The following is a 26,436-nucleotide window of genomic DNA, read 5'->3' on the forward strand; positions in this document are numbered from 1 at the left end:
TAAAAAATAAAAATTAACGTTGACGTTTGTCGCTTTGTTCAGTTTTCAAAGTTCAACCGCCGCTCTTAAGCGACTTTTTAATCTTACCAGTTTATCTCTTTCTTGTCAACAACTTTTTTTAAGAAGTTTTTTCAAGTTCTTGATAAATTTAGTATCGCTCATTGGCGACGTATATAAATTTACCACGGATATTTTAAAGCGTCAATAGATTTTTTAAAATAAATCGTGTTTTTTTAGAAAAACCTTTTATCCAGGCTATAAAGTCATATGTCAGGGTATCTAAACGTCATAACCGCACCGTATCAGATACCCTTTATCCTCTCTATCATTTCGCCACATAGTGTCTATGGTACAAACTCTTTCCTTTGGTTTCTACTTTTTTTACCATAATGATATTTTTTTCAATTAAATACTCAAGAAGTATTCCTAAATCAATAGCATAAGGGCGTATTTCGGGATGATGAACCAGTTCATTAAACGTCCATTCCTGCTTTTCACTTTTCATAATATGAACAAGATGCTTGGCACCCAATTCAGTTTTTTTATTTACTAGAAATTCACTCGCTAAGAAAAGCAGCTCTAAACGCTTGCTAACCTCTTCTTGGCTAATAATTAGCTCTTCGTAAAGACGATGAATTTCAGGTTCTATTTTTTTCACTTGGTTCCATACTGTCACTTCTGGGTGAAATCCATTTTCTAACACAGACAGTCGTGCTAAATGATGAAGAGCATGAATGACATGATTAAATGCATCTAAATAATGATTAGACGCATAAAAGTCTTTTCCTTCTTTAAATCGCCGAATCAATTTAGCAAACTCGACACCTATTCTCTTTGTCCGATCTTCTCTAGGAAAATCAATTAAGCGTTTCTTTAAGTTTTCCATATATTCGTTTCGATCAAATAGCACTTTACCATTTAAGATCCAATCAATAATACGGCGGTTCGTCCCATTCATAATCCATTCACTCATTTGCTGTTCAGAAGCCATATAAAGTGCCGCACGCTCATTTTCATATTCGTATTGTTTAATAAAAAGAGAAGTTTCTGTAGTTTTGGTCACAATAAATAAGATAGCATCCAAATTATCCGTCACTGGAGATTCTGATTTCTTTTTTTCAATCAGTAAAATACCTAGTGTGTCTTTATTGCTAGCTCTTTCTTGATATATTGGCCGTAAAACATCTTCCATTTTGAGCTCTCCTAACTGTAATAAACAAATATTTTTCAAAATTTTAAAGGCTATGGACTAAGATTTCTTTTTTTATTATATACGATGTATAACGGATATCCCACTCAGAATTATGGAAATCATTCAGAAAGCTCAAAAACCAACGATAATTTTCCGAAGATTCAATTTTTATCATCATTCACTGTCTCACTCTATGATATATTGGTAACAGGGGGGATACTGATGGGGATAAAGTATTCAAATAAAATTAACAAGATTCGCACGTTTGCACTCAGTCTGATCTTTGTTGGTTTCATTGTTATGTATGGGGGAATTTTCTTTCGGTCTTCAGTCTGGCTAATGACTATTTTTATGCTTTTGGGGTTGCTGTGCATCGTAGCCAGTACCGGCGTTTATTTCTGGATTGGCATGCTTTCTACAAAAGCGGTTCAAGTAACCTGCCCTACATGTCAAAAGCAAACAAAAATGCTAGGGCGCGTAGATATGTGTATGTATTGCAACGAGCCGCTTACGCTTGACCGGTCTCTTGAAGGAAAACAATTCGATGAAAAGTATAATAGAAAAAAACAAAAAGAAAGCTGATAGTATCACTACTATCAGCTTATTAATGCGCTTTTTTAGCCGTACAATCAGGACACGTTCCGTAAATTTCCATTCGGTGGTGACTAATATCAAAGTCAGTAATATGAGCAGCCAGCTTTTCTACTTCGTCTAAACCAGGATAATGAAAATCCACAATTTTTCCGCAGCTTTCGCAAATCACATGATAATGCTCTGTTGTAACATAATCAAACCGGCTTGATGCATCACCGTATGTTAGTTCCTTTACAATACCTACTTCGCGAAATACTCTTAAATTATTGTAAACGGTTGCTACACTCATATTTGGAAACTTACCTTCCAGCGCTTTATAAATATCATCTGCTGTTGGATGTGTCATGGAATTGATTAAATACTCTAAAATAGCATGACGTTGTGGTGTAATACGAACGCCAGTACCTTTTAACGTTTCAAGGGCTTCTTGTAAATGATTTGACACGTCATGCACCCCTCTTCTGTAAGTATTATTACTTTATAATTCTTATAATTAGTCTACATGTTTTACCCACGTTTTGTCAACTTGATGCCTATTCCTATTTTATGTAATAAGTAGAAGTTTTTCATATATTTTATGCAAAAAAAAGAAGTGTGGAAATCAATCCACACTTTTAAATATATTAACATCTGAGGAGGTATGCCCTACACTGATATTATATGTTCAAAGACTAAAACTGCTCTGGTTATCTGCCTGTTTTTATGCCATTTTTTCTTTAATAAATGATAAAGCTTCTTCCACATGCCCTTTCACTCGAACCTTGCGATACTCTTTTACGAGCATTCCTTCTTTATCAATGATAAAAGTGGAGCGTTCAATGCCCATATATTCTTTTCCAAAGTTTTTTTTCAGTGTCCATACTCCGTACTCTTCAGCTACGCTGTGATCTTCATCAGCTAAAAGTAAGAATGGAAGGCCGTGCTTATCAATAAACTTATGGTGTTTGTCGATTGGATCCGGGCTCACTCCTAGAATCACCGCATCTAGCTCTTCAAAATTTTCATGCTGATCTCTGAAATCACAGGCTTCTGTTGTACAGCCTGGCGTCATATCTTTCGGATAAAAATACAGCACAACATTTTTGCCTTTCATCGACGCTAATGATACTTGCTCTCCATTTGTAGACATCAATACAAAATCAGGTGCTTTTTCTCCAACTACAGCTGTCATATTTATCTTCTCCTTTACGCTTTTCATTTTCTTTGAATAGCGTACCCAATATTAGATAAGATGACAAGTTTAAGTGCGGGTAACAGTTCGCATCACGAAGATTGCAGGCATAATATAGCCGATAAACGCTTCAAAAGTTGCAAATAATTTCCCAATTCCAACCGGATACATATCTCCGTATCCTACTGAAAATAACGTTGCTGCGCTGAAATACATGCTGTTAAACAGCGTATAAAAATAATGACCTTCATGTTCAAACCCTCCGCTTAACACTGGTATACTCCCCATCTCACACACTGTATAAATAAGGCTAAATCCCAATAAAACTGTAATATATGAATAAAACAAGACAAAGAAGTGACCAATTGAGAAAAAATGAAATTCTCCAAGTTCTTTTTCAAAGAGAAACTTCATACTACCAATTACAAAAACAACGATAACGAGGATTAGAAAAATAACCATCATTCTACTCCTTTAATTTATACTCTATTACCACTATACGCGCGTTCTTGTCCATTCATTACTACTCCGAAGCCACGAAAAAGAGCAGGCATTTAATTGCCTGCTCCTCTGTATTTTTTGACACCTGTATTCCATAAGAAGATAGAGATTGTAAAAAAGATGATTCCCATTACTGGAGTTAAAAATGCATATCCGTACCATTCAGCTCTTCCTAGGAAATAAGCAGCTGGATATACGCCTACAAATGCAAAAGGAAGAATCCACGTTAAAACATAGCGGATGACATTATTGTAAATATCTACAGGATACCTTCCGTAGTTTCCAATATTATAAATAGTGGGCATAATAGAAGTTCTTGCATCCGACCAGAAGCCTATGCTTGCTAAGGCGATGAAAATTCCTGCGTATACAAGCGCTCCTCCCAAAATAAATAACAGAAAAATAAAAACATCATACCACTGGAAATGAAGATGTAAAGAAGACGCAGCGTAAGCCATTACGGCAATCCCTGTGACACCACCAAACAATGATTCTAGCTCCATTCGCTCCAAAATAACTTGAAACAAACTATGAATCGGCCGCGTTAAAATTCGGTCCATTTCTCCCTTAACAATGTAGCGCTCATTGAAATCCCAAATGTTAAAGAAAGACGAAAAAATAGCAAAAGGAACTAAAAAGAAACCATAAATAAAGATAATTTCCTCTCGTGACCATCCGTGCAGCGACTGAGTATGACCAAATACAACTAAAATAAAAATTAAGTTAACCGCTTGAAATAATAAGTCCGATATGATTTCAACTACCATGTCGGTACGATACTGAAGCCTTGTTTTCATATATTGACCAATGTACTGAAAGAAAATCGAAAAATAAAACATTTTCATAGACTACCCTCCTTGAATAACCATTTTTTTCTTCGCTATGTTCCACAAACATGCAATAGGGATAAATAGAAGTCCTGACCAAACTGCTTGTGTGATAAGAGCATTTATTACTTCCTGCCCTTTAAATCCATTTGTGAAAATCATGCTCGGAATATAACTAATGGCTTGAAAAGGGAAATAGCTCATAATATGTTGCGCCCAGAAAGGATAGAAACTGATGGGCAGAAGAAGTCCTGAAAACAAATCAATAACAACGCGCTTCGCTCGAATGAGTCCATCATTGTTAAAGAGAAAGAAAGTCGTAATACCCGTTAATAAATTAATTTGTGTATTGATAATGAAACTAAAAATTAAAGACAGTCCAAAATAAAGCCATGTTGCTGCATTTGCTGAGAACTGTACTGGAAATAAAAACGCGACAATAATCATGCCGGGCACTGAGAAAAACAGCACTCGAAAAATCCCTTCTCCCAGTCCTTGCATCGTTTTCATACCAAGGTAGCTGTATGGTTTAATTAACTCTACAGCCACTTTGCCATCTTTAATTTCCGTTGCCATTTCACGGTCAATGTTATTAAAGTAAAAGGCTCTGGCCATCCATGAAACGGCTACATACGTTGTCATTTGAGTAATGGATAAACCTTGAATATTCTCTTTTCCTCCATAAATAGCCGACCATAAAAAATAGTAAGCACCAATATTAATTGCATAAATCAATATTCCGCTGTAATAATTCGTCCGATACGCCAGCATCATTAAAAAGCGAATGCGTATCATCTCTATATATTTATCCATTCACAACACCTTCTTCATAAATGTTGCGGATAATTTCTTCCGTTGAAATTTCTTCAATGTTAATATCGCTGATTTCATGCTTTGCCACCACTTTAGCAATCAGCTGCGACATTAAGTCTCCTTTATTTTGAAGCTGCGCTGTCCACAAATATTTTTGATCACTTTCAATCCAGTTAACAGGCATTCCTTGCGTCAATAGCTTCAACTGCTCTTTATTTGGCGCAGTCCCAAATTCAAACGTAATCTGCTTAAGGTCGCCCCAGTTCGAACGCAGCTTTTGCAGCGATCCATCATAAATAATACTGCCTTCATCCAGCATTACAACGCGTTCACATAAAGCTTCAATATCTGCTAAATCATGTGTTGTAAGCAAAATCGTCGTGTTGTATTTTTCATTAATTTCTTTTAAAAATTGGCGGATTTTTAATTTAACTAGTACATCTAAACCAATCGTCGGTTCATCTAAAAATAGAAGCGGCGGATTATGAATGAGAGCAGCAGCCAACTCACAGCGCATTCTTTGACCTAAAGAAAGCTTTCGCACCGGCTTATCTAGCAGCGGCCCGATATCTAACGTTTGAATAACGTGCTCCATATGAGCGTTATAATCTTCATCTGACACTTTGTATACTTTTTTTAACAGGCGAAAAGATTCTTGTACGGCAATATCCCACCACAGCTGAGAGCGTTGACCAAAAACTACCCCAATCGTTTGGGCAAACTTTTCTCTTTCTTTATGAGGGTTCATTCCATTTACGGTAATGTCGCCTGCAGTTGGAGTTAAGATCCCTGTTAGCATTTTGATTGTGGTTGATTTCCCCGCTCCGTTTTCTCCTATATACCCTACCATTTCCCCTTGTTTTACGGTAAACGAAATATCGTTCACAGCTTTCATGACTCTATAATTACGGGTAAATAAATCCCGGAATGCCCCTTTAAGGCCAGAGCGGCTAGAATAGGCTTTAAATTCTTTCCGAAGTTGATTCACCTCAATAGCATTTTTCATTGTATTCCCTCCGTTACGTCGACGTATTAGTGGTTTCTTTTATTGCTTCCGGCGCCCTTGCTAGCAACTCCTCCAAGAGACGAAGAACTATTTTCTAGCAGTTAGCTCACAAATTTCTATCATACACGTTCTCGAATGTTTTTCAAGAAACAAATAAGTTTGATAGAATAAAGAAGTTGAACTTTTCATTAGGAGGCATACTATGCAATTCACAAAATCAGAACAATTACACGCTGAAGCGCTCGAACATATTGTAGGCGGCGTTAACAGCCCTTCACGTTCATATAAAGCCGTAGGAGGCGGAGCGCCTGTTGCAATGGAGAAGGCAAGCGGAGCTTATTTCTGGGACGTTGATGGAAATAAATATATTGACTATTTAGCAGCTTATGGTCCTATTATTACAGGACACGCTCATCCTCATATCACGAAAGCTATTACAAAAGCAGCTGAAACAGGTGTTCTTTACGGTACTCCAACTGCTCATGAAGTCACATTTGCTAAAATGCTCAAAGAAGCGATGCCCGCATTAGATAAAGTGCGCTTCGTCAACTCTGGGACAGAAGCCGTTATGACAACGATCCGTGTAGCGCGCGCTTATACTGGACGCGATAAAATTATTAAATTTGCAGGTTGCTACCACGGCCATTCTGACCTTGTGTTAGTAGCAGCTGGATCTGGTCCTTCTACACTCGGCACTCCTGACTCTGCTGGTGTACCAAAAAGTATTGCTAACGAAGTCATCACAGTTCCTTTTAACGACATCGAGCCTTATAAGGAAGCATTAGAAAAATGGGGCGATCAAATTGCGGCTGTTTTAGTAGAACCAATCGTTGGAAACTTCGGAATTGTTGAGCCGGAACCTGGCTTTTTAGAACAAGTTAATGAATTAACTCACGAAGCTGGAGCACTTGTTATTTACGACGAAGTTATTACAGCGTTTCGCTTTATGTACGGTGGAGCTCAAGATTTACTTGGTGTAAAACCTGATCTCACTGCATTTGGAAAAATCATCGGCGGCGGCCTTCCAATCGGGGCTTACGGCGGTAAAAAAGAAATCATGGAAAAAGTAGCGCCGCTTGGACCAGCTTATCAAGCAGGTACAATGGCAGGAAACCCAGCTTCTATTCTTTCTGGGATTGCTTGCCTGGAAGTACTAAAGCAAGAAGGTGTTTATGAACAGTTGGATAAGCTAGGGGCGATGCTCGAAGAAGGTATTTTAAAACATGCTCGTACATATAACATGCCTATCACTATCAATCGATTGAAAGGCGCTCTTACTGTCTACTTTACAACAGAAACGGTCAAAAACTATGAACAAGCAGAAAATACAGACGGCGAATTATTTGCACGCTTCTTTAAACTAATGCTCCACCAAGGTGTCAACTTAGCTCCTTCGAAATATGAAGCATGGTTCCTTACTACAGCTCATACAGAACAAGATATTACCGACACATTAGAAGCAGTCGAAAAAGCATTTAAACAATTAAGTGAAGAACGCTAATTCTTATTCTAAAAAGGCTGCGATAAAAGGATTTTAGACGAAGTGAAAAACGAACCATTGATCAAGATGTTTGATTAGTGGTTCGTTTTTTTTGTTAGGGTAAACGTAGGTTTCATGTGTATAGGTCTTTCTAGCAGCTGATTGGAGGGCAAGTCGAAGACTCCTGCGGAAATCAACTGCTGTGTCACAAGCCATTCAGCTCATGTATCCCATTTGTTCGTCTTTGGATTGGATTTATTTCGTTATGTCTCGACCTCTTTTTCGTTTTACCTTTGGGTTTCCTTATAGAACATTCCCACCTTTCATAACCATTTCTTACGCGTCATCTCCTTTTTGTCAGCCTGTCGAAAAATCCCGAGAAATACCCTGATTTTTCTGCTTGTTTTCTCTTGATATCCATTCTTAAACCTTGTATAGTATGTTATTGTTTATATTATTTCCAACAGGTTATGTAATAAAGAAGGATTGATTTTTGCAATTTATCATTTGTTTTGGGGAACATTCTTCATAACGAAAAAACTTTTTTACAGAAAGGAACTACGAACGCACATGAAACTTGGTGCCCGCATCTTAAAAACGGGAATTGCCATTACACTTTCATTGTTATTAGGTGAATTTCTAAGTTTACCATCTCCAATATTTGCGGCAATTGCGGCAGTTTTTGCAATTCAACCGTCTATTTACAGATCTTACTTAACAATATTGGAGCAAATACAGGCGAATGTGATTGGAGCTGCTTCTGCAGTTTGTTTTGGACTTATTTTTGGTACCCATCCCATCATTATTGGTTTTACCGCTGTTGTTGTCATTGCAGTCAACTTAAAATTACGTATTAATAATACAATTGGGCTTGCGCTTGTGACAGTAATTGCAATCATGGAAAATCCAGGAGATAATTTCGTTGAATATGCACTTATACGCTTTGGTACAGTGTTACTTGGGGTATTCTCAGCATTTATTGTCAATCTTATTTTTATTCCGCCAAAGTATGAAACAAGATTGTATTATAAAATTGTAAGCACAACGGAAGAAATTATTAAATGGATTCGTATGAATCTTTATCACGCATCTGAGCACACATTGTTAAAAGAAGACATTGAAAAAATGAAAGACAATGTGGCTAAAATGAATCAAATCTTTGATTTTTACAAAGAAGAACGCACTTATTCAACCAAAAAACGTTTTGTTAAGTCACGCAAGCTCGTTTTATTTCGTCAAATGATTACCGTAACAACACGAGCTCTTACAACCTTGAAACTACTTCACCGAGTAGAAAATGATCTTCAAGTCATGCCGCAGCAATTTCAAGATTTAATCAAATCTGAAGTTGAGTGCCTGTTAATGTATCATGAGCAAGTATTATTAAAATTCATTGGGAAATTACGCGTACAGCCAACCACTACTGTACCAAACGAAGCCTGCGTTGGAAAACGAGCTTTAATCGATAAATTTATGCAGTACAAAATATACGATAATGATGAAGAGAATAAGGTTATTTATCATATCTTCCCTTTAATTTCTGTCATCATTGAGTATAGTGAAGAGTTAGAGCATCTTGATAAGCTGATTGATACGTTCCAAAACTATCACAAAGATGCTAACTCATTTGATATTAATCATCAGCGACAAGAAGATTAAAAACACCACCTATTGTTAGACAATAGGTGGTGTTTTTAAATTGTATCAAGTTGCTGAACGTTAAAGAGCTGATAGTAATGACCTTTTTTCTTAATTAACTCCTCATGAGAACCTCGTTCGACTACTCTTCCATTTTCTAAAAGTACAATTTCATCAACATGAGTAATTGTAGATAAACGATGGGCTACAATGAAAGTCGTACGGTCTTTTGCTAGTTCAGCTAATGCTTCTTGAATATAGTGCTCACTTTCCAAATCTAGAGCTGAAGTGGCTTCATCAAAAATAAGAATAGCTGGATTTTTTAAAAATACGCGCGAAATGGAAATACGCTGCTTCTGTCCCCCTGATAGCTTCATTCCCCGCTCTCCCACTTTTGTATCATATCCTTCGGGCAAATTCATAATAAAATCGTGGGCATTTGCGGCTTTTGCCGCAGCAATTACTTCTTCATCTGTCGCTCCTGGCTTTCCAAGCAGTATATTGTTTTTAACCGTGTCACTAAACAACACCGTATCCTGCAGGACGATTCCAATCTTATCTCGCAGGCTGCGTACTTTATAGGTTTTGATATCAATGTCATCAATGAGAATTTTACCCTCTGTCACATCATAAAAGCGCGGAATTAAGCTGATAAGCGTGGATTTCCCTCCTCCGCTCATTCCAACAAACGCAACGGATTTTCCTTTTTCTACATCTAAATTAATATCATGAATCACAGGTTTTTCTTCTTCTTCATAAGCAAATGAAACGTGCTCAAACTGCACCTTTCCATGAAGCTCAGTGCATTCTTTTGCATCTTTCTTGTCTGTAATATCGTATTCTTCATCAATGAACTCAAACACCCGGTCCATAGATGCAACAGACTGCGTGAGCGTAGTCGATGAATTGACCAAGCGGCGAAGCGGATTATACAAGCGGTCAATATAGGCCACAAATGCTACCATCGTTCCTACGCTAAGACTTTCTGTGATGACTTGATATCCAGCAAATGTAATCACGATTAAAGGTGCCAAATCGGTAATGGTATTCACTACTGCAAATGTTTTTGCATTCCAATTCGTATGATTGATTGCTTTTTGTAGAAAATTTGAATTTTGCTTATCAAATTGCTTCTGCTCATGAGGCTCAATAGCAAAGCTGCGAATAACAGAGATCCCTTGAACCCTTTCATGTAAATGCCCCTGCACTTCCGCTAAAGCCTGCGAACGGACTCGTGTTAAATGGCGAAGACGACTGTAAAAATATTTTACAGAGAACGCATAAACCGGCAGCAAAATAATCGACACCAGTGTTAAAGGTACATTCATCGTAAACATAATCACAATGGCTATTACAATCGTCATCATATCAAGCCATACGTTCATTAAACCTGTGATAACAAAGTTTTTTGTTTGCTCTACATCATTAATGACTCGTGAAATCACTTCACCCGCTCGCGTATTTGCATAATAACGCAAGCTAAGCTTTTGAATATGGCTAAACAGCTGATCCCGTATATCATATAGTACTTTGCTCGATACCCACTGAGCATAATACTGCCTGTAATATTCAATGGGAGGTCTTAACACTAAAAATACAACAAACGAAATCCCCATAATCGTCACCATTTTATGAACTTTTTCAGAGGAGGACATGCCATGTCCATTTACGATATCGTCCAAAACATATTTCAAAAGCAGCGGAATTAATAAAGGAATAGCAAATTTAATAATACCAATTAATACAGTGCCGACAATTTGCCATTTGTATGGCTGTACAAACTTCATGTAGCGTCTTATACTTCCCATAAAATCTCCCCTTTCTATCTATGAGGGCAAGCTTTCTTAGTATATGTACACCCGTCGATTTTTTAGTGCTTTTATCTCTTCTAAAAGATGGTGAGCATAACGCCAAAAAGAACATTATATCAAACAGTCAGCTTTAGACGGCCTAACATAATGTTCTCTAGATCATTCATCAAGAATGCCGATATGTTAAAAAACGCTCATACCAAATGTCAATGAAATCTGGAGCAAACGGGCCTTTTCGCTGTCGAATCCAACCTTTTAACTCCTCGACGTGATTATGTAAAATACGGTCAATCACTTCTGGATAATTCATTTCTTTTCGATGCTTCTCATATTCATCTTCATCAAGAAGGGTGTATGTCATATCTGGATAGACTTTGATATCTAAATCATAATCAATATATTTGAGCGCTTCATTGTCATCATAAATGAACGGCGAACTGATATTGCAGTAATAATAAATTCCATCTTCACGGATCATCCCAATGACGTTAAACCACTGCTGAGCATGAAAATAACAAATTGCAGGCTCTCTTGTGACCCATGTTCGTCCATCTGATTCTGTAACGATCGTACGATCATTTCCTCCAATCACTAAGTTATTGGTTGCTTTTAATACGGTTGTCCGATCCCACACGCGATGAATATGTCCATTATGCTTGTAGCTGTGTATTTGAATTGTTTCTCCTTCCACCGGAATTCCCATCTCCAATACCTACTTTCATTTTAGCACTTAAAAAAATTCATATAACGTCTCCATTTGTCTTATGTTTATTATAACGGTTTCTCTCTCATTTTAACACAAATGTGCTAACCTTCTTGAGTTCAAAAAAGCCACTCCCCCTACTTTTCCTTTGCTTGGCAGCCTTAAAAAAGAGAGGAAGTGACACATCAATGTTCATTAAGCAAGTGTAGAGCAAGCCCCTTCACTTTTATATGTACGAATAATGTCTTCGGTTTGTGCTTCAAACGTCAATTGAATCTCTTTTAATTTTAGCTTCATTTCACTAATTTCATCTTGCACAGAATGAAGTTTTGCTTCTTCATGAAGTTTTATTAGTTCACCTTCGATTTCCTGACAGCGCTCAATCTCAGACTGCAAAAACAGAAGTTGATCCATGGTCTCCAATTGTTGAGTCACTAGCTGATCAAATTTTTTCATACGGTAGCTCCTCCCTATTTGCCTTAACCATACACGCGGCACTTCTGTTAACATTCTGTTTAGGTGAGACAGATTCCTTTGACGAGTTGTGTAAAGTTTCAAGAAGTTTTGTCATACTTTGTTGCTTTTTATATAAGAAAAAGCGAACTTAACATCGCCGTATGAAAGACGTTAAGTTCGCTTTTGGTATTAACCTTGGTATTTACCAGAGTTTTGGTTTTTCTTTGCTTGAGCTTGTGCGTTTTGTTGTCTCACTTCTTGAGCACTTGTTTCGCTAGCAAATTCAGTACCGAAGTTGTTTTTAGATGCTTGAGCATTTTGGCTTTTGTTTGCCGCTGCTTGAGCATTTTGTTGTTTCACTTCTTGTACATTTGTTTCGCTACCAAATTCAGTACCGAAGTTGTTTTTAGATGCTTGAGCATTTTGTTGTTTCACGTGTTGTGTGCTTGTACCAGATGCTGTTTTGTTTGTTTGTTTTGCCATTGTAATCACCTCCACGAAAATTAATATGCCCGGGAGGTAAATAGGGTATGCAAACTTTTTTCAGTATTTTAAGGCGCGAGCACAAAACACATTTACCTTACATTAAAAGTGAACGCCCTCCGTCAATAATAAGCGTTTGACCGCAAATCATATTTGCTTGATCGGACACTAAGAACATAACTGCATCTACCATGTCTTTTGGCTCCACCATACGACCAGCTGGAGTATGCTTGCGTGCATCATCTAGAAGCTCATCGCGATTTGGGAAATGTTTTAATGCCTCTGTATCCACAGCCCCTCCAGAGACAGCATTTACCACAATATTCTTTGGAGCCAGCTCCACTGCTAAATAGCGTGTCAACGCTTCTACAGCAGCTTTTGACACGCCTACTGTTGTATAATTTTCTAAGTAGCGAATAGACCCAAGCGAACTGATGGTAACAATCTTTCCTCCCCCTACTTTTTCCATACGTTTAGCCGCTTCTTGTGCACAGAATAAATATCCTTTGCTGTTAATATCCATTGTCCAGTTCCAGTGAGTTTCTTCCAATTCCATAATAGGACGTAGAACTCCTGACGCTGCATTACTTACAAATACGTCTAAGCGACCGAATACTTCATCAATTTGCTCAAACATTTCTTTAATTTTTTCTACTTTTCCTACGTTTGCTTTAACAACTAATGCTTCTCTGCCTAGCGCTTTGATTTCTTCTGCTACTTCCTGCGCTGCACTTTTGCTTCGTGCATAGTTTAATACAATATCGTATCCTTCTTTAGCCAGACGTAAGGCAATTTCTTTACCAATACCCCTGCTGCTTCCCGTAACTAGTGCTACCTTTTGTGACATGATGTCATCTCCCTTATGTATCGTATTATCTTTACATTGTACTGATTTTATCGCATAAGAAACAAGTAATATAGAGAAAATAGATAAAACTTGATGAAATGAATGAGGTGAATAGAATGTATGTAGGTAGAGACATGACGGCTCTTTCAATGATTTCTAAAAGCGAGTGGAAAGACAGCGAGCTTGCGTTTTTCCATCACTCTTTACAGCAAATGACGCCGTATTTAAATGCTGAAGGACAAAGTATTCATCAGCAAATTATTAAAGAAATTGAAGCACGGGGCGGGCTACAGCGCCACGAAGCAGATTATACACACGGCACGCATGTATCATATGATTAAATAAAAAGAAGCGCGGAGTTTATCCACGCTTCTTTTATTTAACAAGTACATATTCTTTTAAGATTTTTTGATGGGAAACAGGAAATGCATATTGTTCTAAATCTTTTTCAGAAACCACTTTCAAATTTTTTAATGCACTGATATCACTTGCAAGCTCTGCTTCATATACTGTGATGTTCCAGACGATATGAGAAAACACGTGCTGAATTGTGGTAAACGGCGCATGAATTTTAATATCGGCTCCGTACTCATTTTGAATAAATGCCTGAAGCTGCTGATGATCTGGCGCTATACTAAGATCTACTTCTATATTTGGAAATTCCCATAGGTTAGCTAAAAGTCCTTTGCTTGGACGTTTATGAATCAGATAATTTCCTTCCTCGTCTCTAATCACCGCTGCAGCAAGCTGAAGAGCACGCGGCGCTTTTTTCTTTGATTTGACAGGAAGCTCATTCTGCACTCCTTCTTCAAACGCGCGGCAGTGTTCGCGAACTGGACATAACAAACAGGAAGGAGAAGTTGGTGTACAGACAATGGCACCAAGTTCCATCATGCCCTGATTGAAATAGGAAGGATTATCTTTTGAAATAATTTCATGCACGATATCTTCAAACAACTTTCTTGTTTTCGGTTTTGCAATATCATCCCAAACGGATAAAATGCGCGATAGCACACGCATGACATTTCCATCTACAGCAGGCTGCGGCACTCCGTATGCAATACTTAAAATGGCTCCTGTTGTATAAGGGCCTACTCCTTTTAGTTTGGAGATTTCTGCTGGCGTATTTGGAACTTCTCCCCCGTATTGTTCGTGAACTTCTCGAACGGCGGTTTGTAAATTACGGGCACGGGAATAATAGCCTAACCCTTCCCATGCTTTTAACACATCATCTTCATTCGCATAAGCTAAATCTTTGATAGTGGGAAATTTACTAATAAAATTATTAAAATACGGAATGACCGTATCTACTCTCGTTTGTTGAAGCATAATTTCAGATACCCACACTTTATAAGGGTCCTGATCTTGACGCCAAGGTAAAATGCGCTGTTCCTGTTCAAACCAAGAGATTAAGTCATCTTGAAATGCTCGAATATCGAAATTTTGTACAATATCTTTACTTTGTTTCACGTCATAGCCTCCGAGGTATTAACTATACATATACAATGTGTTGCTTTTTGAATCTTAGTAACTTTATGATAACCTTATAACAACTACAAATATGAATAGTAAAATGAATTGTTCAAATAATGAATAAAAACAGCTAATTTGCTGCGTTAGTAATAAAGCGAAATTTTTCGCCCTAAATTAAGCTTCCATGCTGAATTAGGATACTCTAAGATTGTCATTTTACAAAGGAGGAGTTCGCTCTGGATACTGGTACACACATTGCAATGGGAATCGCTTTAGGCGGCCTTGCAACATTAGACCCCACTGTATCTGCGAATACAGCCACAATGGATGCTGTAATGATTGGCGTAATGGCCGGGTCATTAGCACCTGATTTAGACACTGTTTTAAAGTTGCGAAACAATGCACAGTATATCCGCAATCACCGTGGAATTACACATTCTATCCCGGCTGTTATTTTATGGCCTTTGCTTATCGTGCTCATTCTTTCGCTTCTGCTGCCAGGAGCTAACTTGCTGCATCTCTGGATGTGGACCTTTGCAGGCGTCATTATTCACGTTTTTGTTGATATCTTTAACGCTTATGGTACGCAAGCTTTACGGCCTTTCACAAATAAATGGATTGCGCTTGGCGTAATCAACACGTTTGATTACGTGATTTTCTCAGCTCACGTACTCGCGATTTTAATCTGGTTTATTGGAGCAGAGCCAGGACCAACATTTATTACGCTGTATGTGTTATTGGCGTTTTACTATGGATTGCGCTTTTATATGCGCCACCAAATTGCCAAGAAGCTTCGAAAACAGTTTCCTGATGTTATCAAGCTCAATATCTCTCCTACAATGCGTTTCACTCACTGGCACTTAGCTGTGACGACCGAAAAGTATTTTCATGTAGGAAGAGCAATCGGAGAAGAAATTTTTATTTATGATACGTTTGATAAAGTTCCAATTCCCGAATCAGCCGTAATTGAAGTAGCGAAAAAAGATGAAAATTTATCTGCTTTTCTTTCATTTTCACCTATTTATAGATGGGAACTGGATGAATATAACGACCACATTGAAGTGCGCTTTATTGATTTACGCTACCGCAGCAAGGATTACTATCCATTTGTAGCCGTGGTCCAGCTTGATTATGATTTAAATATCATTTGTTCGTACACAGGTTGGATTTTCAGTGAGAAAAAATTGCGTAAAAAGCTTGATTATCTCCCGCACTAATCATAACAAGAACAAATATGAAACCCAAAAACGAACCGTCTGCTCAAGACGGTTCGTTTTTATTTAATGTTTTAAATAGTCATCGTTATTCAACAAATGCTGATATTTAGGGTTTTTGACCGCGATTTCATGAAGCTTATCATCGTAGCTGTTAATATACATCGTAACAACCTTTTCCGTCGCTTCTTTCCCTTTATAATCATATCCGGCTTTTGCGTAAGATGACTCAAAATCTTCCCAGAAAAGTTCAACCCACGTGCGTGCTTGAGCATATGAGAGCGAACTGTTTTTATTTAAGAGCTGATTCGTTAATCTTTCAAATATATCGTTCATAAGAACACCTCGATTACCAAAATTCTTTATGAGTATGTTTGCACTTTTAACTTACACTATAAATGCGGAGTTATTCACTCCCTCATGTACTATATCATAACCGCAACGCTTTCTGTTGTAAAAGGAGAGGTATCGATGCGCAACAAAGCAAAAGATTTTACAAACCAACATCATACTAAGCTTGAAGGCGAACCTCGAGCAAAAGCTGAGTACGCTTCAAAACGTGCAAATGGAACGATTAACACGCATCCTCAAGAACGTATGCATGCTTCTAATGAGCGTGAAGAATAACCGCTTGCTTTACGTTTAAAAATAGAGTGAATATAGAAATCAAACAAGCAGCACACTTCGTGCTGCTTGTTCATCCCGTTATTTTTTCAACATGGAAATAGGCAATGCCTCTTCGTTATGCGGTGAGCCAAGCCTAAATCCCCACGCAAAAACTCCGTTCATATAATCAATTTTAAAATATGAACCCGGATCTCCTTGAATTTCATATACTTCCCCTGCTTTAAACGTTTCGGGATCCAATAAATACGACCTAGCCATTGTTACTTTTCTTTCTAATACTGCATACTCATTGACCATGCCAAGCTGTTCAGCTTTTCGTGCTTTTTCTTGAAGAGACCCAATTTCTTGTTGAAGTTCATACGTCGTCATATCGCTGTAACGTTTTTCAGACATGCTGTTTTCCCCCTTGTTTGCTTTCATTTTATTATAACAAAAGGTATAACTAAAGGGAGACTATGAAAAGGGAGTTTTGGGAATGAAAACAGTGCTAATCACGGGCGGTTCGACGGGTCTTGGAAAAGAACTCGCTAAACTTTACGCAAAAGACTACAACGTCATTCTGGCTGGACGCAATCAACATAAATTAAAAGAGGCGCAGCATGAGCTAGGAGACAACGTATATACGATGCCTGTAGATATTACAAAGTATGAAGAAGTAGGAAAATCTGTAGAAAAACTGCTGATGCAGCATTCAGTAGATATCCTTATCAACAATGCAGGCATTGGACATTTTGGTCCTTTGACGGATTATACAAAACAAGCCATCGATGAAGTCATCGATACAAATGTAAAAGGAACTATTTTTTTAACACAAGCGCTTATGCCTCATCTCTTAACGAGACCTGAACCTAAAGTGATGAATATCATTTCAACTGCAGGACTTCGCGGGAAAGCTAATGAAAGCGTCTATGTGGCAAGTAAGTTTGGCGTAAGGGGATTTACAGAAAGTTTAAAAGTGGAGTATCAAGATACCAACCTTCATGTGATTGCAGCTTACATGGGAGGCATGAATACCCCTTTTTGGGATCACAACAACCACATTAAAGATAAAAGCCGATTGCGCTCGGCTTCAGAAATTGCTGAGATTATTTATAAACAGCAGAATGACTCAGAAGATATTTTGTTTTAAAAAAGAGTGAAACATAACTGCATTAATCTAAAGATAAACACATGAAGTTTACGTTTGCCATCTCAATGAAAAAATCCGAACGAGTTGGATTCTCCATCAAGAATCTCGATTCATCGTTCGGATTTCCCTTCAACTAACATACTTTTGTCCTGCCTTTATTCCTCTTCAATAGAATCTAGAAATGATTGAATTTGGTCAATAGAGAATCCTTTTCTATAAAGAGCTTGCTTCATTTTTTGCTGATATTCCCAGCCTTCATACTTTGAAAAACGACGATGAGCTTTCATTCCTTGGTATTGCAGAGCTTCCCATGCCTCATCGCTTTCTTTTTCTGTATTCGTGCGCTGAAATGCTTCTTGAATAATAGAAAATGAATAGCCCTTCACTGCCAATGCTTGTTCCATTTTTTGTTTCATCATTACCTGAGATAATTTTTTATACTTTCCTTTTAACTTTTCAATTAATTTCACAGCAGTTTGAATTTGCTGTTCTTCGGGGTATTCACATAAACTAAGAGTAATAATGGAATCAGAAATTCCCTTTTCTTTTAATTCTCTTTGAATCACATTTGGTCCTTTTGATGTCGTGTTCATCTGAGTTAACACAAATGCTTTGGCAAACTCTTCATCATTTAAATAACGGTGGCTGACTAATTTTTGAATAACTTGTTGAATAATAGTAGAGTTAATTTCTTTTTTCTTTAAATAATCATGTACCTCTTTTTCAGAGCGCATTCGATAAGATAAGTAAGTGATCGCTAAATTATAAGCTTTCTTCTCATCATCTGCGTACTGAATTTCCGTTAATTCAAATTCATCAAGCTCACGACCTTTTTTCAAGTCATATTTGATGAGGACATTTTCGTCAACACCAAAGCCAAACTCTTCACCTTTACCGTAATCTAAATACACATTATAACGTTCACCGCTATTCTTTTGCGTTGTGATCTTTGTGACAACAGGCATACACCTTCACCTCATATTTCTTATTAAATTGATGGCTGAAGAACCGCCAAACGTATCATACACATTTTTATTTATCTCAACAAAGGAGGAAGTTCGTATGAAAATTGTTATTGCTGGAGGAACTGGATTCGTAGGTAAAGCTTTAACAAAACATTTTTTAACACAAAAACATTATGTATATATTTTAACACGCAATGCAGATAAAGCTGCAAGAGATCCGAAACTTAAATATGTAGAATGGATGCAAGAAAACAGCCAACCTGAAGAGCATGTAGAAGGAGCAGACGTTTTTATCAATTTAGCTGGCGTTTCACTTAACAGCGGCCGCTGGACGGACGAGCGCAAAAAAGCCATTGTGGAAAGTCGCCTTTCTTCTACTCAAGAAATCCTTCGTATTATGGCTGCCTTACCCGAAAAACCTTCCCTTTATGTAAATGCAAGCGCAGTTGGTTATTACGGGACATCGACTACAGAAACGTTCACAGAAGCTTCTCCATCCATCGGCACGGACTTTTTAGCTGAAACGGTAAAAAAATGGGAAAATGAAGCGCTAAAAGCGATGGAACTCAATATTCGTACTGTTTTAACAAGGTTCGGCGTTATATTAGGCAAAGATGGCGGGGCACTCCCTTCTACTGCCCTTCCTTATAAATTATTTGCAGGAGGGACAGTTGGTTCGGGAGAACAGTGGATGTCTTGGGTGCATCTTCAAGACGTCGTCAAAATTATTGATTATTGCATTCATACCGAACAAATAGAAGGACCTGTTAATGTAACTGCTCCAAACCCCGTTCAAATGAAAGAGTTTGGAAAGACGATTGGAAAAGTGTTGAATCGTCCTCACTGGATGCCCGTACCTAGCTTTGGCCTTCAGCTGCTGATGGGAGAAATGAGTATGATTATTTTGAAAGGACAGCGCGTTTTACCTGAAAAATTGATTCAACAGAATTACATTTTTACATATACTGTATTAGAAGATGCATTGCGAGATTTACTCTAGTTATTTTCTGATATTTACCTAAAACAGGTGACTAAGCTGCCGATAGATAGGAGCATCCTTTATGAAAACCATTCTCTTGAAAAATGCAACGCTCTATCCTATTACGTCAAAACCTATTTATAATAGTGATGTGCTCATTCAAGATGGAAAAATTGTTTTAATTGGGCCAAACTTGCAGCCTCCTCTTCAAGTAGAAGTTATTGACTGCAAACAGCGCTATTTATTCCCTGGATTTATTGATGTTCATACACATCTAGGACTATATGATGAAGGAACCGGCTGGGCCGGAAATGATGCTAACGAAACAATCGAGCCTATGACTCCCCATATCCGAGCTTTTGACAGCGTACATCCTTTAGATCCTGGGTTTAAAGATGCCATTGAAGCGGGTATTACGTCTGTACACATTATGCCTGGAAGTGCAAATGTGATTGGAGGCACAACGTCTGTTATTAAAACAGCCGGAACAAGTATTTCTCAAATGTTGATTCAAGAGACAGCTGGACTTAAGATTGCGCTAGGAGAAAATCCAAAACGAATCCACAGCCATGGCAATAAAGAATCCATTACACGAATGGGTATTATGGGGATGCTGAGAGAAGCCTTTTATCATGCAAAAAGCAGTGACAATAAAGATGATTTGCGAATCAAACCACTCATTCAAGCACTGAATAGAGAGATTCCCGTTCGAATTCATGCTCACCGAGCCGATGATATTCTATCAGCTCTGCGCTTAGCAGATGAATTTAATTTAGACGTTCGTATTGAACACTGCACAGAAGGTCATTTAATCGCTAAAGAGCTAGGGGGAAGAAACTTAAAAGTAAGCGTGGGACCAACTTTAACACGCCGCTCAAAGGTTGAACTGAAGAATAAAACGTGGAAAACCTATCAAGCTCTCTGCAATGAAGGAGTAGAAGTTTCCATTACAACAGACCATCCTTATACGCCCATTCAGTACTTAAATATTTGTGCATCCATTGCCGTACGTGAAGGGCTCGAAGAACAAAAAGCATTAGAAGGCATCACGATTGCTGCTGCTAGGAATCTCCGTATTGATCAGCGAATTGGCAGTATCGAAGCAGGAAAAGACGCTGATTTGGTGCTATGGAGCCATCATCCTTTTCACTACTTAGCAAAGCCTATTTTTACGATGATAAATGGTAAAATATTATTTAAAAAAAATTAACATTTTACCTATTTTCTTTTTTTATTTTTTTTAGTATGATACGTTTAGAAGCATGTGAATTTCACAAAAGCATAAACATCACACGTTGACTTTTTATGTTTGTTGACTTGTAATGGGAAGGCAAATGGTGCGCCACCAGGTAACTGGTTCTAGTGGGTTCGATTCCCACCCCGAAATTTTTTTAATTATTAAAAAATTTCGAGGGTGGGGACTTGATTGGAGTCTGTATATACCCTCGATCAGGAGGGAAAAGTTATGTTAAAAAAACGTGACCTAAATGACTGTCAATCTCTATACGAACTCATGGTACATCCTGATGTCTTCCCTTTTGTTCGTCATAAAGCCCATTCCTATGAAGAATTTTTATTTGTGACTAAACAAACGATGGAAGCAGAAGATCATGGAGAAATCATTTCTCGCACGATTTTAGACGAATGGGGTAACCCTATCGGCACCATTAATTTATTTGATGTACAGGACCAAGCTGGTTTTTTAGGCACTTGGCTTGGCAAACCGTTTCATGGAAAAGGATATAATCAAATTGCAAAAGAAGCGTTCTTTAATGAACTGTTCTTTGAGTTAAATATAGAGCGAATTTTTATGCGAATTCGTAAAATCAATATCAGGTCTATTAAGGCTGCAGAAAAACTGCCTTACGCAGTACTTGCGAATGAAACACACAAAGCTTTATACGATGAAATTAATCAACATGAAGACGTATATGATTTATACGAAATTCCAAAAGACTTGTATACATTATACTACTTGCGTCACGAACAAGACGTTCAAGAAGATCACCAGCTTAAAGAAGCGTAAGAGTCTCTCCGTGTAACGGAGAGCTTTTTTTTATGATTAAAAACGAGAGATTCTGGAAAAAATAAGTAGCATGATCGAAAAACGTTAATTGGAGGGTTTTTTATGTCTGAAAAAAAACGAAAAGAAAACGCAAAAAATACGTTAAGTAGCGCTCAAGAAATCTATTACGGCCGCGAGTTTAAAAAAGCAGACCGTGCAGGCGGCTACACGAAAAAATAAGTGAGGCAAAACATCTCTATCCAACGCTTGATCATCCCAACGTCCTTTCTGTACAGTTTGTATCGGAAGGACGTTTTTATATTATGTAAAAATAATAACACGAAGATTTCAAGCGTATGATTTACGTTTTTTTAATACTCTACTATATCCACAAAGTTTACCCACAATTATGTGGATAATGTGTATAACTTTGTTGAATATGCATATTACCGCTTTCATAACTTGAAATAACAGTGGGTAATTTTTATGTAAATTTTCTGAAAAAATGTGAATAGTGTGGATAAAGTTGTGAATATCCTATATAATTCAGCAGTTAACTTCTTGTTAACCTGTGGATATCTTCTTTAGTACTTTCATTGATTTTAGTACCATCAAGGCTTTTGATATATTATAAGTATAATAATAAAAAGTAGGGGAACTTCCCCTACTTTTTTATGATTGGAAACAATATATCCACACTTGTTCCTTTATCTAACTGACTAGAAAACGTCATCTGTGCGTGGTGAGCTTTAATAATCCGATAGCTGACCATCAGTCCTAAACCTGTACCTTTTTCTTTTGTACTATAAAAAGGCTCACCTATCTTCGCTAACCGTTCAGGAGGAATACCCTGTCCTTCATCAGCAAGCTGCAGCCAAAGGTGGTTTTCTTTTACCTTAGTCGTAATATGAATAGCTCCTCCTTCAGGCATTGCTTCGATAGAATTTTTAATAATATTAATAAATACTTGTTTTAACTGATTTTTATCTCCATACACCCTTGGTAACTGGTCGTCTCTTTCAAATATGAAAGCTACTTCCCTTTCTACTGCTTCAGGTTCAAGAAGTGAGCACACTTCTTGAACAAGCGCTTGCATATTCAAAGATTCAACCTTCATTACCTGAGGTTTTCCTAACATCAAAAATTCTTCTACTATTCCATTCATTCGCTCTAATTCAGTTTCCATAATATCTATATACAAAGCATCTTTAGGATGTTGTTCTTTTAATAAGTGAACAAAGCCTTTTAAAGAAGTTAAAGGATTTTTGATTTCATGAGCCACTCCAGCTGCAAGTTCTCCTACCACGGCAAGCTTCTCAGAAGTTCTAAGCTTCTCTTCTGCCTTTTTACGCTCCGTAATATCTGTCGATACGCACAGCATTTGAATCACTTCCTGTTTTTCATTCATAATAGGAAGTTTTGCTGTTTCGACCCAGCGCCGGTTTCCTTTCGAATCTTTAAACTGTTCTTCTAATACCATCCCTTTTTGGGTACAGTTTGAAAACGCCCCTTTATATAAAAGATCTGATTGAAGGTTGAACTGATATTTATCAATTGATTGTCCAATTAAGTCATCAGATTTTTCACCTAAGAGCATCGCAAAAGATTCATTAACGAGAATGAATTCCCTTTTTTGATTGATAGCATAAATATAGCTTGGATTAATGTCAATAACTTGTCTTAAAAACGTTTTTTGTTCCTGCAGCTGATTTTCTTTTTGCTGTAAATTTGCTTTAGAATGGCGTATATAGCTAATCATTTCATTAAACTGTTTAGATAAAATACCGATTTCGCCCCGCTCAATTTCTCGTTCCGGAATTTTTTGATTAAAATTCCCGCGCGCTACTTGTCCCGCCAATTCATATAGTTTATGAATAGGATTCACAATTTGCCTTGCATATAACGCAGTAAAAAAAGAAAGCAGTAAAATCGTAACGCCTGAAACGATCCAAAGAGTTTTTTCAAACATTTCATAAGGCCTGTAAATTTCTTCAACGGGTAATTCAGCGACAATTCCCCAATCCAAAACAGGAATATATTCGAAAGACGCAAAGAAATACTTACCTTCGGTGTTCACCACGCGCTGATATCCTGATTTATGATTCATCGTTTTCTGAACGATTTCATTTTTCTTGGCATTTTCACCGATTCTCTGTTTCTCTGGGTGGGAAATAATTCTACCATTGCGGTCTACAATAAATGTATAGCCGTTCTCTCCTATATCAAACGTTTGAAAGATGGATTGAAAACTTTTATTTTCTTCAATTCGCAGCGCTAAATTTACAACCTTTTTTACATTTTGCTGCCCATCCAAAATAGGAATCGCCATCACCACAATGTAGTGCTTTGTATCTGCTGAAACGACATCGCTTAAATATATTTTTTTGGTTCGCAGCGCTTCTTGAAAATATTTTCTTTTACTTAAGTTCACATGTTTCATATTTTTTAAATCATTCGGGTAATAATGCTCAACATACCCTTTTACATTAAAAATGGTTCCGCTATCGATATACGGTGAAATATTAACTATTTTCTGCAATTCTTTGTCTATTTCTTGTTCATCATCCGATAAAAAAATAGGATCTTGCTGTACCTCGTCGCCTAGGCTCCAAATATCTTTAATGACGACGTTAATTTGCTCTTTCATTCTCTTGACGGTTTTATCAGTTACCTGTCGATATTGATCTTGAGAAATATTAGGCAGCATCACTCTTGAAACAATAAACATTAGCGTTAATATGGTACAAATAAGAAGCACGTTAATCGTGAAGATTTTCCAAAACGTATGAGATTTAAACCATTTCATGTTTGTTCACCTTAATCTAATGAAGTCTACCTTCATTGTACTCCAAAATGAAGACTTTTCCATATAAATGACGGAATTCCATCTTTAGACATAGAAGAAAAGCAATTTGTTCTACATTCCTAACAGAAAACTATGAGCTTTCTCACTGTGTTTTCTGTTAGAACAACTTTTAGTTTTCTTCTATAAACTTTGCTTCCTGCATTTTATTCATGCAGTAGAAATCAATTATTTATCCTCCACTAAAAAGACCTCATCACGGAGTGATGAGGTCAGAAGTTTACTATATTCTTTTATAAAAAATTATGATTGTTTCCTGCTGATTTTCTAGCCTTTAAAGATTTATTTATTTTCCCTTTCTAGTCCAGTAAAAAATAAATAAGAGAATAAACCAAACGGGCGTCAACAATAAGGCTGGGCGCGTCGCGTCAGAAAACAGCATAATAATAAGAATCACTGCAAACAACGCTAGCACAACATAGTTTATAAATGGTGTTAACGGTGCTTTGAATGTTGATGCTGCATGCAGCTGCGGACGCGTTTTTTTATATCTTAGATGGCAAATCAAAATGATACTCCACACCCAAATAAAACAAATAGCGCTGATGGTTGTTACGATGCCAAAAGCTTGATCTGGTATCAGTTTGCTTAATAAAGCTCCCGCCGAGATAACCAGCGTAGATACAAACAATCCGTTGCTTGGTACGTGGTTTTTGTTCAGTTTTGCAAACGTAGATGGCCCTTGGTCATTTTTACTTAAGTTATATAAGATACGGCTCGTTGAAAACATTCCGCTATTACAAGCAGAAGCGGCTGAAGTTAATACAACAAAATTAATAATTCCAGCAGCAAGCGGAATTCCGACTAAACTAAAGGTTTTAACAAATGGGCTTTCTGCTGCATTCAATTCCATCCACGGGTTAATAAATAAAAGAACGATAAGCGCTCCAACATAGAAAAATAAGATTCGCAGCGGAATTTTATTAATGGCCGATGGAATATTTTTTTGGGGATTTGATGTTTCCGCTGCCGATACCCCTACCAATTCAACCCCGACGTATGCGAAAATAACCATTTGGAATGAAAGTAAGAAACCTGAAACCCCATTTGGAAACAGTCCTCCGTGATTCCAAAGATTTTGAACCGTAACGGATCCTGCATCTGTTTTAAATCCGATTACCAGTAAAATAACGCCAATAACAATTAACGCAAGAATCGTAATAACCTTTATTAAAGCAAACCAAAACTCTAATTCTCCAAATAATTTTACGGTTAATAAGTTAAGTCCTAATAAAATGATTACACAAATAAGTGCAGGAATCCACTGAGGAATATTGAACCAATATTTCACATATACGCCAACGGCAATCACATCAGCCATAGCTGTCATGATCCAGCAAAACCAGTACGTCCACCCTGTGACAAATGAAGCCCATGGTCCAAGATACTCTTCAGCAATATCTGTTAACGATTGATAACCTGCTTTAGACAGCAGTAGTTCTCCTAGCGCTCTCATCACAAAGAAAAGCGCAATACCCACAATTAAATAAGCAAAGATGATAGAGGGACCCGCAAGCTGTATGGCTTTACCAGAACCTAAAAATAATCCCGTCCCAATGGTTCCTCCAATCGCGATTAGCTGAACATGACGATTGGATAAATCCCTCTTTAATTCTCGTTGTTCCAACTCTAACTCCTCCTAACAATAAAACCTTTGAT

The 26,436-nt window shown here is 37.4% G+C and carries 29 protein-coding genes; 11 read left to right on the forward strand and 18 right to left on the reverse strand.

The features are described from left to right. Positions 1-325: 325 nt before the first annotated feature. Positions 326-1,192: a nucleotidyltransferase-like protein gene (locus ACFX4E_RS22695; RefSeq protein ID WP_377238662.1), complete on the reverse strand. Its 867-nt coding sequence runs from the start codon at positions 1,190-1,192 to the stop codon at positions 326-328. Between the two features lie 222 nt (positions 1,193-1,414). On the opposite strand from ACFX4E_RS22695, the gene ACFX4E_RS22700 reads away from it, so the two are divergent. After that, the gene (locus ACFX4E_RS22700; protein WP_014461817.1) at positions 1,415-1,774 is read left to right on the forward strand and encodes a YgzB family protein; all 360 of its coding nucleotides are present in this window, start codon (positions 1,415-1,417) and stop codon (positions 1,772-1,774) included. 22 nt (positions 1,775-1,796) lie between these two features. Here the strand turns inward: ACFX4E_RS22700 and perR are convergent, their stop codons facing one another. From perR to ACFX4E_RS22730, 6 genes are all read right to left on the reverse strand, one after another. Further along, positions 1,797-2,231: a peroxide-responsive transcriptional repressor PerR gene (perR, locus tag ACFX4E_RS22705; protein WP_013055172.1), complete on the reverse strand. Its 435-nt coding sequence runs from the start codon at positions 2,229-2,231 to the stop codon at positions 1,797-1,799. A 255-nt stretch (positions 2,232-2,486) separates the two neighbouring features. Continuing rightward, positions 2,487-2,957: a thioredoxin-dependent thiol peroxidase gene (bcp, locus tag ACFX4E_RS22710; RefSeq protein ID WP_043977888.1), complete on the reverse strand. Its 471-nt coding sequence runs from the start codon at positions 2,955-2,957 to the stop codon at positions 2,487-2,489. A gap of 69 nt (positions 2,958-3,026) precedes the next feature. Continuing rightward, a complete protein-coding gene (locus ACFX4E_RS22715; RefSeq protein WP_028410112.1) occupies positions 3,027-3,419 on the reverse strand; it encodes an ion channel in 393 nt (130 codons plus the stop codon). A 92-nt stretch (positions 3,420-3,511) separates the two neighbouring features. Then, a complete protein-coding gene (locus tag ACFX4E_RS22720) occupies positions 3,512-4,297 on the reverse strand; it encodes an ABC transporter permease (RefSeq protein WP_028410113.1) in 786 nt (261 codons plus the stop codon). Positions 4,298-4,306: 9 nt separating this feature from the next. Continuing rightward, positions 4,307-5,098: an ABC transporter permease gene (locus ACFX4E_RS22725; RefSeq protein ID WP_028410114.1), complete on the reverse strand. Its 792-nt coding sequence runs from the start codon at positions 5,096-5,098 to the stop codon at positions 4,307-4,309. Then, positions 5,091-6,104 (reverse strand): ABC transporter ATP-binding protein, encoded by a 1,014-nt coding sequence (locus tag ACFX4E_RS22730; RefSeq protein WP_377238664.1) that lies wholly within the window; start codon positions 6,102-6,104, stop codon positions 5,091-5,093. The genes ACFX4E_RS22725 and ACFX4E_RS22730 overlap by 8 nt, the downstream gene beginning before the upstream one ends. Before the next feature lie 202 nt (positions 6,105-6,306). Here ACFX4E_RS22730 and ACFX4E_RS22735 point away from each other — a divergent pair, with 202 nt between their 5' ends. Beyond that, positions 6,307-7,605 (forward strand): glutamate-1-semialdehyde 2,1-aminomutase, encoded by a 1,299-nt coding sequence (locus ACFX4E_RS22735; protein ID WP_028410116.1) that lies wholly within the window; start codon positions 6,307-6,309, stop codon positions 7,603-7,605. A gap of 549 nt (positions 7,606-8,154) precedes the next feature. Next, positions 8,155-9,243, forward strand: coding sequence for an FUSC family protein (locus ACFX4E_RS22740; RefSeq protein WP_013081550.1), 1,089 nt, complete (start codon positions 8,155-8,157; stop codon positions 9,241-9,243). 35 nt (positions 9,244-9,278) lie between these two features. Here the strand turns inward: ACFX4E_RS22740 and ACFX4E_RS22745 are convergent, their stop codons facing one another. The 5 genes from ACFX4E_RS22745 to fabL form a co-directional block, all read right to left on the reverse strand. Further along, positions 9,279-11,030: an ABC transporter ATP-binding protein gene (locus ACFX4E_RS22745; RefSeq protein WP_016762869.1), complete on the reverse strand. Its 1,752-nt coding sequence runs from the start codon at positions 11,028-11,030 to the stop codon at positions 9,279-9,281. Between the two features lie 169 nt (positions 11,031-11,199). Continuing rightward, entirely contained in the window at positions 11,200-11,736 is a 537-nt protein-coding gene (gene ntdP / locus ACFX4E_RS22750; protein WP_028410117.1) for a nucleoside tri-diphosphate phosphatase, read from the reverse strand. A gap of 195 nt (positions 11,737-11,931) precedes the next feature. Continuing rightward, on the reverse strand, positions 11,932-12,192 hold the full coding sequence (locus ACFX4E_RS22755) for a YgaB family protein (protein ID WP_013081548.1): 261 nt from the start codon (positions 12,190-12,192) through the stop codon (positions 11,932-11,934). A 189-nt stretch (positions 12,193-12,381) separates the two neighbouring features. After that, a complete protein-coding gene (locus ACFX4E_RS22760; RefSeq protein WP_013055161.1) occupies positions 12,382-12,675 on the reverse strand; it encodes a gamma-type small acid-soluble spore protein in 294 nt (97 codons plus the stop codon). 97 nt (positions 12,676-12,772) lie between these two features. Continuing rightward, a complete protein-coding gene (fabL, locus tag ACFX4E_RS22765; RefSeq protein ID WP_013055160.1) occupies positions 12,773-13,522 on the reverse strand; it encodes an enoyl-[acyl-carrier-protein] reductase FabL in 750 nt (249 codons plus the stop codon). A gap of 116 nt (positions 13,523-13,638) precedes the next feature. Between fabL and ACFX4E_RS22770 the strand changes: the two genes are divergently transcribed. Further along, positions 13,639-13,863, forward strand: a complete 225-nt coding sequence (locus tag ACFX4E_RS22770; protein WP_014461827.1) for a hypothetical protein — start codon at positions 13,639-13,641, stop codon at positions 13,861-13,863. Between the two features lie 34 nt (positions 13,864-13,897). Here ACFX4E_RS22770 and mutY read toward each other — a convergent pair whose 3' ends face one another. Continuing rightward, positions 13,898-14,992, reverse strand: a complete 1,095-nt coding sequence (gene mutY / locus ACFX4E_RS22775; protein WP_028410119.1) for an A/G-specific adenine glycosylase — start codon at positions 14,990-14,992, stop codon at positions 13,898-13,900. A 239-nt stretch (positions 14,993-15,231) separates the two neighbouring features. On the opposite strand from mutY, the gene ACFX4E_RS22780 reads away from it, so the two are divergent. Continuing rightward, a complete protein-coding gene (locus tag ACFX4E_RS22780) occupies positions 15,232-16,212 on the forward strand; it encodes a metal-dependent hydrolase (RefSeq protein WP_028410120.1) in 981 nt (326 codons plus the stop codon). A 63-nt stretch (positions 16,213-16,275) separates the two neighbouring features. On the opposite strand, the gene ACFX4E_RS22785 is transcribed toward ACFX4E_RS22780, so the two are convergent. Next, positions 16,276-16,545 (reverse strand): YfhJ family protein, encoded by a 270-nt coding sequence (locus tag ACFX4E_RS22785; RefSeq protein WP_377259224.1) that lies wholly within the window; start codon positions 16,543-16,545, stop codon positions 16,276-16,278. 135 nt (positions 16,546-16,680) lie between these two features. Here ACFX4E_RS22785 and ACFX4E_RS22790 point away from each other — a divergent pair, with 135 nt between their 5' ends. Further along, the gene (locus ACFX4E_RS22790) at positions 16,681-16,836 is read left to right on the forward strand and encodes a small, acid-soluble spore protein K (RefSeq protein WP_016762865.1); all 156 of its coding nucleotides are present in this window, start codon (positions 16,681-16,683) and stop codon (positions 16,834-16,836) included. 78 nt (positions 16,837-16,914) lie between these two features. Here ACFX4E_RS22790 and ACFX4E_RS22795 read toward each other — a convergent pair whose 3' ends face one another. Then, complete coding sequence (locus tag ACFX4E_RS22795) at positions 16,915-17,229, reverse strand: YfhH family protein (RefSeq protein WP_028410121.1); 315 nt, start codon at positions 17,227-17,229, stop codon at positions 16,915-16,917. 82 nt (positions 17,230-17,311) lie between these two features. Here ACFX4E_RS22795 and ACFX4E_RS22800 point away from each other — a divergent pair, with 82 nt between their 5' ends. Further along, on the forward strand, positions 17,312-17,965 hold the full coding sequence (locus ACFX4E_RS22800) for an SDR family NAD(P)-dependent oxidoreductase (protein ID WP_377238667.1): 654 nt from the start codon (positions 17,312-17,314) through the stop codon (positions 17,963-17,965). Between the two features lie 155 nt (positions 17,966-18,120). On the opposite strand, the gene recX is transcribed toward ACFX4E_RS22800, so the two are convergent. Beyond that, positions 18,121-18,930, reverse strand: a complete 810-nt coding sequence (gene recX / locus ACFX4E_RS22805; protein ID WP_028410123.1) for a recombination regulator RecX — start codon at positions 18,928-18,930, stop codon at positions 18,121-18,123. A gap of 97 nt (positions 18,931-19,027) precedes the next feature. On the opposite strand from recX, the gene ACFX4E_RS22810 reads away from it, so the two are divergent. The 4 genes from ACFX4E_RS22810 (at position 19,028) to ACFX4E_RS22825 (ending at position 22,154) form a co-directional block, all read left to right on the forward strand. After that, entirely contained in the window at positions 19,028-19,930 is a 903-nt protein-coding gene (locus ACFX4E_RS22810) for a TIGR01777 family oxidoreductase (RefSeq protein WP_050688500.1), read from the forward strand. A gap of 61 nt (positions 19,931-19,991) precedes the next feature. Next, positions 19,992-21,119 carry an amidohydrolase gene (locus tag ACFX4E_RS22815; RefSeq protein WP_028410125.1) on the forward strand — a complete coding sequence of 376 codons (1,128 nt, stop codon included), beginning with the start codon at positions 19,992-19,994 and terminating at the stop codon, positions 21,117-21,119. A 255-nt stretch (positions 21,120-21,374) separates the two neighbouring features. Then, positions 21,375-21,935 (forward strand): GNAT family N-acetyltransferase, encoded by a 561-nt coding sequence (locus ACFX4E_RS22820; RefSeq protein WP_013055149.1) that lies wholly within the window; start codon positions 21,375-21,377, stop codon positions 21,933-21,935. A 102-nt stretch (positions 21,936-22,037) separates the two neighbouring features. Then, positions 22,038-22,154, forward strand: coding sequence for a YfhE family protein (locus tag ACFX4E_RS22825; protein WP_013055148.1), 117 nt, complete (start codon positions 22,038-22,040; stop codon positions 22,152-22,154). 424 nt (positions 22,155-22,578) lie between these two features. Here ACFX4E_RS22825 and ACFX4E_RS22830 read toward each other — a convergent pair whose 3' ends face one another. Continuing rightward, a complete protein-coding gene (locus tag ACFX4E_RS22830) occupies positions 22,579-24,720 on the reverse strand; it encodes a PAS domain-containing sensor histidine kinase (protein ID WP_028410126.1) in 2,142 nt (713 codons plus the stop codon). A 343-nt stretch (positions 24,721-25,063) separates the two neighbouring features. After that, positions 25,064-26,404, reverse strand: a complete 1,341-nt coding sequence (locus ACFX4E_RS22835; RefSeq protein ID WP_377238671.1) for an amino acid permease — start codon at positions 26,402-26,404, stop codon at positions 25,064-25,066. Positions 26,405-26,436: the final 32 nt, after the last annotated feature.

The organism is Priestia sp. YIM B13491, assembly GCF_042787605.1.
Lineage (GTDB): Bacteria > Bacillota > Bacilli > Bacillales > Bacillaceae_H > Priestia > Priestia megaterium_E.

Coding starts and splice junctions, on each gene's coding strand:
- ACFX4E_RS22695 (WP_377238662.1), bottom strand. CDS start 1,192: ATGGAAGATGTTTTACGGCCAATATATCAAGAAAGAGCTAGCAATAAA.
- ACFX4E_RS22700 (WP_014461817.1), top strand. CDS start 1,415: ATGGGGATAAAGTATTCAAATAAAATTAACAAGATTCGCACGTTTGCA.
- bcp (WP_043977888.1), bottom strand. CDS start 2,957: ATGACAGCTGTAGTTGGAGAAAAAGCACCTGATTTTGTATTGATGTCT.
- ACFX4E_RS22715 (WP_028410112.1), bottom strand. CDS start 3,419: ATGGTTATTTTTCTAATCCTCGTTATCGTTGTTTTTGTAATTGGTAGT.
- ACFX4E_RS22720 (WP_028410113.1), bottom strand. CDS start 4,297: ATGTTTTATTTTTCGATTTTCTTTCAGTACATTGGTCAATATATGAAA.
- ACFX4E_RS22725 (WP_028410114.1), bottom strand. CDS start 5,098: ATGGATAAATATATAGAGATGATACGCATTCGCTTTTTAATGATGCTG.
- ACFX4E_RS22730 (WP_377238664.1), bottom strand. CDS start 6,104: ATGAAAAATGCTATTGAGGTGAATCAACTTCGGAAAGAATTTAAAGCC.
- ACFX4E_RS22735 (WP_028410116.1), top strand. CDS start 6,307: ATGCAATTCACAAAATCAGAACAATTACACGCTGAAGCGCTCGAACAT.
- ACFX4E_RS22740 (WP_013081550.1), top strand. CDS start 8,155: ATGAAACTTGGTGCCCGCATCTTAAAAACGGGAATTGCCATTACACTT.
- ACFX4E_RS22745 (WP_016762869.1), bottom strand. CDS start 11,030: ATGGGAAGTATAAGACGCTACATGAAGTTTGTACAGCCATACAAATGG.
- ntdP (WP_028410117.1), bottom strand. CDS start 11,736: ATGGGAATTCCGGTGGAAGGAGAAACAATTCAAATACACAGCTACAAG.
- ACFX4E_RS22755 (WP_013081548.1), bottom strand. CDS start 12,192: ATGAAAAAATTTGATCAGCTAGTGACTCAACAATTGGAGACCATGGAT.
- ACFX4E_RS22760 (WP_013055161.1), bottom strand. CDS start 12,675: ATGGCAAAACAAACAAACAAAACAGCATCTGGTACAAGCACACAACAC.
- fabL (WP_013055160.1), bottom strand. CDS start 13,522: ATGTCACAAAAGGTAGCACTAGTTACGGGAAGCAGCAGGGGTATTGGT.
- ACFX4E_RS22770 (WP_014461827.1), top strand. CDS start 13,639: ATGTATGTAGGTAGAGACATGACGGCTCTTTCAATGATTTCTAAAAGC.
- ACFX4E_RS22785 (WP_377259224.1), bottom strand. CDS start 16,545: ATGAACGATATATTTGAAAGATTAACGAATCAGCTCTTAAATAAAAAC.
- ACFX4E_RS22790 (WP_016762865.1), top strand. CDS start 16,681: ATGCGCAACAAAGCAAAAGATTTTACAAACCAACATCATACTAAGCTT.
- ACFX4E_RS22795 (WP_028410121.1), bottom strand. CDS start 17,229: ATGTCTGAAAAACGTTACAGCGATATGACGACGTATGAACTTCAACAA.
- ACFX4E_RS22800 (WP_377238667.1), top strand. CDS start 17,312: ATGAAAACAGTGCTAATCACGGGCGGTTCGACGGGTCTTGGAAAAGAA.
- recX (WP_028410123.1), bottom strand. CDS start 18,930: ATGCCTGTTGTCACAAAGATCACAACGCAAAAGAATAGCGGTGAACGT.
- ACFX4E_RS22810 (WP_050688500.1), top strand. CDS start 19,028: ATGAAAATTGTTATTGCTGGAGGAACTGGATTCGTAGGTAAAGCTTTA.
- ACFX4E_RS22815 (WP_028410125.1), top strand. CDS start 19,992: ATGAAAACCATTCTCTTGAAAAATGCAACGCTCTATCCTATTACGTCA.
- ACFX4E_RS22820 (WP_013055149.1), top strand. CDS start 21,375: ATGTTAAAAAAACGTGACCTAAATGACTGTCAATCTCTATACGAACTC.
- ACFX4E_RS22825 (WP_013055148.1), top strand. CDS start 22,038: ATGTCTGAAAAAAAACGAAAAGAAAACGCAAAAAATACGTTAAGTAGC.
- ACFX4E_RS22830 (WP_028410126.1), bottom strand. CDS start 24,720: ATGAAATGGTTTAAATCTCATACGTTTTGGAAAATCTTCACGATTAAC.